Genomic DNA, 5,533 nt, shown 5'->3' on the forward strand with positions numbered 1-5,533 from the left:
GCCGGAGGAAAACGCCGAGATGGGGCAAATTCAGGGGATGCCGCTCACTTTTTCGTGGTTGCCGTCCACGGTGGGTGTGCCCGGCAGCAACATACAATACAAGTTTGAGATGTGGGAAATGCGCGTGGCGGGTATCGACCCTTACGTCATAGCAGCCTCGATGCCAACATTTTACACGACTACGCAGGCGAACACTAATCTGGTGCTTCAACCGGCAACGCTGTTTTTTGAGCCGGGAATGAGATACGCATGGCGGGTGACGGCATCCGATGTCTTCGGCAATATTCCGTTCGACCAAGGGGGACATAGCCTTATCCGCACGTTTACTTATCAATGCAAATGCGATAGTGTTACGAATTTTACGCTTGAGCGAAAACTGAATCGGGCAAATTTGCGCTGGCGGCAGGCAGCGAATCATACCTCGTTCAAGGTGGAAGTGAATAATCCTCTGTCCGGCTATTCCAAAGTGCACGAAAACATCTATGACAATCAGTTTACATCCCCTGCCATGGACGAAGGCATTACCTATCGGATGCGCGTGCAAGCAATTTGCAATGGCAATGAGAAAAATCCGAGTCCTTTTTCCGCTTGGCAGTCGGTGACAGTGCCTGTGCCGCCAAAAGTAGAAGAATTTTGCCCTGATTGTGCGTGTGGTGCGGAGAACAAGCCGCTCCCAATTAGTAATGCGCCACTTCGCAACGACTTGCAAGTGGGCGACACCATCATTGACCCGCGTGACGGGGGCAGTCGTTACATTCTGCAATCGGCTGACGCACAGGGAGATGGCACATACAAAGGCTTATTTTTATTTTGGATAGAAATATGGAACGCAAAAATACTATGTGAATACACAGACCTGTCAGTAAACACTGATAACCAAATACTTAAGATGAACTGGAAAAGTGTTGCAAATCCGCACGCCCTGCTGAATGTGAATGCAGCAAAAGCCGAGATTGAGAAAGTGGCAGATGCTGTGGCGATACTGACAGCACGCCCCACAGTTGAGGATACAATAAAAGCAGAAGTTCCGGTGAAAGTTGCCGATGCCACTTTGACCGAAAACGTAGAGCCACCCACAGAGGAAATAAATGCCACGCCCGAAAAAGCCTCTGTTATAGAGGAATACGCAGTTACTTCCGATGATGAGAAGGGCGGTGAAGAAGAAATTGCAGCGACTGATGATGAATTGCCGGTGATGGAAGAAACCACTGTGGCACAAGAAGTTGCTGCTACTGATGATGTGCCGCTGATGGAAGAAACCACTGTGGCACAAGAGGTTGCTGCTGCTGATGATGAAGTGCCAGTGATGGAAGAAACCACTGTGGCAAAAGAAGTTGCGGCAAATCCGTCCGGTGCTGTTTCTGCGCCGGTAGAGCAGAAAAGTGATGATAAAGCGGATGTAGATAAGAAAAAAGAGCAACAGACAATAACTTATTTGCCATGGGTGCATTATGCCATTACAGAGGCGAAGACTATGGATGGTATTCTGGAATGTGAAGCACCATTGTATTCCAAGGGCATAGAATACCATCGCAATGGCGGTCATAATAGTTTTTGTCCTTGTGGCGATAAAAAATCCGGTCATTATTGCGACCCAAGTGCATGGTGTGCCAGTTTTGCCAATTGGTGTTTAAGGCAATCGGGAACAGCCTACACAAAAAGCGCAGGTTCTCAAACATTCTTAAATCATGCAGAGTTTGTAAAAATTTCAGAACCTGTTTTTGGAGCCATTGCGGTTTTCACCAATTTGGATAGTAACGGAAATTTCAAAACTTCAGGACATGTGGCGTTTGTGGTAGGAAGAAATGGAAAAGATAATATTTTATGTTTAGGTGGAAATCAATCGGATAAGATTAAAGTCTCTCAATTTTCAACGAAAGACATCAAATTATCTGGAAAATCTTATTTTAGAGGATATTATCTACCTCGATCTTATGTAGATAAACTTAAAAACTATAAAACATCAGTTACGGACTATACTGATGCAGAAACAGCAAATAAACAAATTATTAATTTAAATATAAATACAACAACAAATGAAAGCACTCGCTAACTTATTACAAAAAACAGTAATTGTTCTCATTATTTTGTGTCAAACCACCATTATTACAGCTCAAATGCAAAGTGAGTTTAATGTGTTTGTAAAAAATCCAGTACCTATTGTGAATAATAAGTTAGGTGCCGGATATACTGTTTTACCTTATGATGTTTTAGAATTGGATTATCATGCTTTTAAAATGCAAGGAGAAAATAATGATTGGTATTTAAAATACAAGGACATGTATGATTTTAGGTGTAAAGAGCCATTTTTGGAGGGGGGACCCACCTACACAAAGAAAGATTATTTTAAGCAAAGCTATAAATTTAGATTAGTAGATAATCAAAAAGTAGAAGATTCTATTCAATTTTTATTGAACAAATATCATCTTAATAATGTGGATACATTGAAAAAATGGAATCTTCCTGCAAATATTTGGAATTTGGATATGGCTAATTTTATAGAACGATTAGGACAACAACACTTTAAATTTGTTATAACGGTTTTTGACAACAAAAAATACGCCTCCTATATAGACGTTCCTGAAGCAGAACAAATGAACGATGAAATGGTAATAATGCGTGTATTTAAATACCCGGCAGATGTAGACATCTTTTTATTCAACTTCGAGAAGAATAATTGGGAGTATGTCGAAAGCGTTACGGTTTCGGGCGACCATGAGTTGGAATTGTATGTGTTGCAAAAATTTGAACCACGGTATTTGGAAAATTGTAAATAATTTATAAAAATGAAAACAAAAATTGTGCCCCATTAGGTTATGAAACAGTCAGAAAGATTTACAACGAATTTGAGCATCCGTCAAATACAAACAGAGATACATCATACAGCACTCTAAACTCTAAACTCTAAACTCTAAACTCTGAAACTCAAAATCTTGCTCTAATTCTCTCAGTAATTTATTCTGAAAACCGGTGCAGATGGCGTTTCGGAAGACAAAGAAAATGCCAAAGATGCCCACATAGAGCAACAGCACTAAGGCAAATCCGCCCGCAAAATTGCCCACCAAGTCGCTGAACCAAAAACCCAACGCGATGAATGCAAACAGCGAAGCAAAAAATGCCAGAAAAATCACGATGATGTTCCAAAGAAGCAATGCCCCGATGCGCGACAATTTCTCAAACCCCTGCAATTTAAGCAGTTGCAATTTTGTAACTCCCAACCCAATGAGGTCGTTCTTGATGCAGGATGCAATATCCCCAAGTTTGTAGTCCCGATTCATGATTTGGCAGTTTTAACAGATTTAGCCGATGCAGCCGAAGCATCCGGAGCAACCGAAGCCGCCGAAGTAACAAGCCCTTCAACGCCCGCACTTGCCAACAGGCTGAGCTTCTCTTTGGCGGTGTCCATTTTGCCCTTGACGATGTCTTTGACCTTGTCCACCAACTCCGTTTTCACCTCATCATCACTCGCCAAATAGGCTCCAATAGCTGCGCCCAAGACTATCCCTACGCCCAGCCCAATAAACAATTCCGAATTTTTCATATCATCTAATTTTTTAATTTTTACAAAGTTAGGCAAAAAAATTGAGATAGCACGCAAAAAACAAAAAAAAATTGTACTTTTGTGCCCGAATTGAAATTTAAAGTATATATATAATGTCAAAGAAGAAAGCATTATTGGTTATCCTCGACGGTTGGGGTTTTGGCGACCACACGAAGCGTGACGTAATCTCCTCTACACCAACACCTTATTGGGACGAATTGTTGAAAACGTATCCCTATTCGCAGTTGCAAGCCTCCGGCGAAAACGTGGGGTTGCCCGACGGACAAATGGGCAATTCGGAAGTGGGACACCTCAATATCGGTGCCGGACGCGTTGTGTATCAAGACCTTGTGAAAATCAACAAGGCGTGCCGCGATGACACGATTTTTGATAACGAAGGAATCATGCGCGCGTACAGCTATGCCCGGAGAAACGGCAAACAGATACACCTGATGGGGCTTGTTTCCAACGGCGGCGTGCACAGTTCGCTGGAGCATTTGCTGAAATTGACCGACATCAGCAAGGTGTACGACATCGAAAAGACGTTTATACACTGCTTTATGGACGGTCGCGACACCGACCCCAAGAGCGGAGCAGGCTTTCTGAAAGAGTTGGAAGCCCATCTGAAAACCTCCGCCGGACACATCGCCTCAGTCATCGGTCGCTACTATGCGATGGACCGCGACAAACGTTGGGAGCGCGTAAAGGCAGCCTACGACCTGCTTGTGAGTGGGATGGGGGAGGCAACCGAAAATCCCGTTGCCGCAGTAGAAAAATCCTATCGCGATGGTTTGACCGACGAATTTATCAAGCCAATCGTCTGCACGAAAGGCGGAAAACCCCTCACTGTGATTCAGGACGGCGATGTGGTGATTTTCTTCAACTACCGCAACGACCGCGCCAAGGAATTGACCGCCGTGCTGTCGCAGCAGGAGATGCCTGAGCAGAAGATGCACACCATCCCTAACCTGCAATATTTTACGATGACACCTTACGATGCAAGTTTCAAAAATGTGCATATTTTGTTCGATAAAGACAATGTAACCAACACATTAGGTGAGTTCCTTTCAAGTAAAGGGCTAACACAATTGCACACCGCCGAAACGGAGAAATACGCCCACGTGACGTTCTTTTTCAACGGCGGTCGCGAAGCCCCCTTCGACGGCGAAGAGCGCATCCTTGTGGCAAGTCCGAAAGTGGCAACCTACGACCTGCAACCGGAAATGTCTGCCTACGAAGTGAAAGACAATTTGGTGAAAGCCATCCAATCGCAAAAGTTCGACTTCATCGTGGTGAACTATGCCAATGGCGACATGGTAGGTCACACAGGCATTTACAGCGCAATTGAAAAAGCCGTTGTAGCAGTCGATGCCTGCCTGAGAGACACCATCGAAGCCGCCAAAGCCAACAACTACGAGGCAATCATCATAGCCGACCACGGCAACGCCGACTACGCCATCAACGACGACGGCACGCCCAACACGGCACATTCCCTAAATCCGGTGCCATGCATCTATGTGTCCGAAAACAAAAACGCAGAGGTCGAAAACGGCAAACTGGCAGACGTAGCCCCCAGCATCCTCCATATATTGGGCTTGGAGCAACCAAAAGAGATGACAGGAACAAACTTAATAAAAAATTGATTTTCAGGGGATTGCGGGTCAAGCCCGCAATGACGATAATAACGAAATTAACAAACATTAACATATTGAAGTGTTAAAGTCAAAAAAATCCATTGTCAATTAAAAAACATTCCTTACCTTTGCCGCCGAGTTGTCATAGTGGCAATTCACAACAAAAATTGTTAAACATTAAAAGTTATTTTTATGAAGAAGAAGTGCAAAAACAAAAAGTTCGCGAACTTTGCAAAGTTTGCAAAACCTTTGCTGCTAAGCAGCATCCTCTTGGGGGGGGGGGGGGGGCAAAAAATTTGCGCTGAAGCAGCGCATGGGGCACCCCAAAGGGCGCCGCAGTTTTTTGGGGGGGGGATTC

5 protein-coding genes are annotated in these 5,533 nt (G+C 44.1%); 3 read left to right on the forward strand and 2 right to left on the reverse strand.

Annotation, left to right across the window (positions count from 1 at the left end; all coding sequences use genetic code 11):
- Nucleotides 1-2,053 (forward strand): TIGR02594 family protein (locus ASC50_RS04765; protein ID WP_158648455.1); only part of this gene is annotated, 2,053 nt, incomplete at its 5' end.
- A complete protein-coding gene (locus ASC50_RS04770; RefSeq protein WP_158648456.1) occupies nt 2,037-2,777 on the forward strand; it encodes a hypothetical protein in 741 nt (246 codons plus the stop codon). The genes ASC50_RS04765 and ASC50_RS04770, both read left to right, overlap by 17 nt.
- Before the next feature lie 120 nt (nt 2,778-2,897).
- On the opposite strand, the gene ASC50_RS04775 is transcribed toward ASC50_RS04770, so the two are convergent.
- Together ASC50_RS04775 and ASC50_RS04780 are read right to left on the reverse strand one after the other, a co-directional pair.
- A complete protein-coding gene (locus ASC50_RS04775) occupies nt 2,898-3,278 on the reverse strand; it encodes a hypothetical protein (protein ID WP_055432657.1) in 381 nt (126 codons plus the stop codon).
- The gene (locus ASC50_RS04780) at nt 3,275-3,541 is read right to left on the reverse strand and encodes a hypothetical protein (RefSeq protein WP_158648457.1); all 267 of its coding nucleotides are present in this window, start codon (nt 3,539-3,541) and stop codon (nt 3,275-3,277) included. Before ASC50_RS04780 ends, ASC50_RS04775 begins: the two co-directional genes overlap by 4 nt.
- A 113-nt stretch (nt 3,542-3,654) precedes the next feature.
- Here ASC50_RS04780 and gpmI point away from each other — a divergent pair, with 113 nt between their 5' ends.
- Complete coding sequence (gene gpmI, locus ASC50_RS04785) at nt 3,655-5,184, forward strand: 2,3-bisphosphoglycerate-independent phosphoglycerate mutase (protein WP_055432659.1); 1,530 nt, start codon at nt 3,655-3,657, stop codon at nt 5,182-5,184.
- Nucleotides 5,185-5,533 lie beyond the last annotated feature (349 nt).

Source organism: Candidatus Symbiothrix dinenymphae, assembly GCF_001431085.1.

What these genes read in the sequence shown, in the direction of transcription:
- ASC50_RS04775 (WP_055432657.1), bottom strand. Translation starts at nt 3,278, where the DNA reads ATGAATCGGGACTACAAACTTGGGGATATTGCATCCTGCATCAAGAAC.
- ASC50_RS04770 (WP_158648456.1), top strand. Translation starts at nt 2,037, where the DNA reads ATGAAAGCACTCGCTAACTTATTACAAAAAACAGTAATTGTTCTCATT.
- gpmI (WP_055432659.1), top strand. Translation starts at nt 3,655, where the DNA reads ATGTCAAAGAAGAAAGCATTATTGGTTATCCTCGACGGTTGGGGTTTT.
- ASC50_RS04780 (WP_158648457.1), bottom strand. Translation starts at nt 3,541, where the DNA reads ATGAAAAATTCGGAATTGTTTATTGGGCTGGGCGTAGGGATAGTCTTG.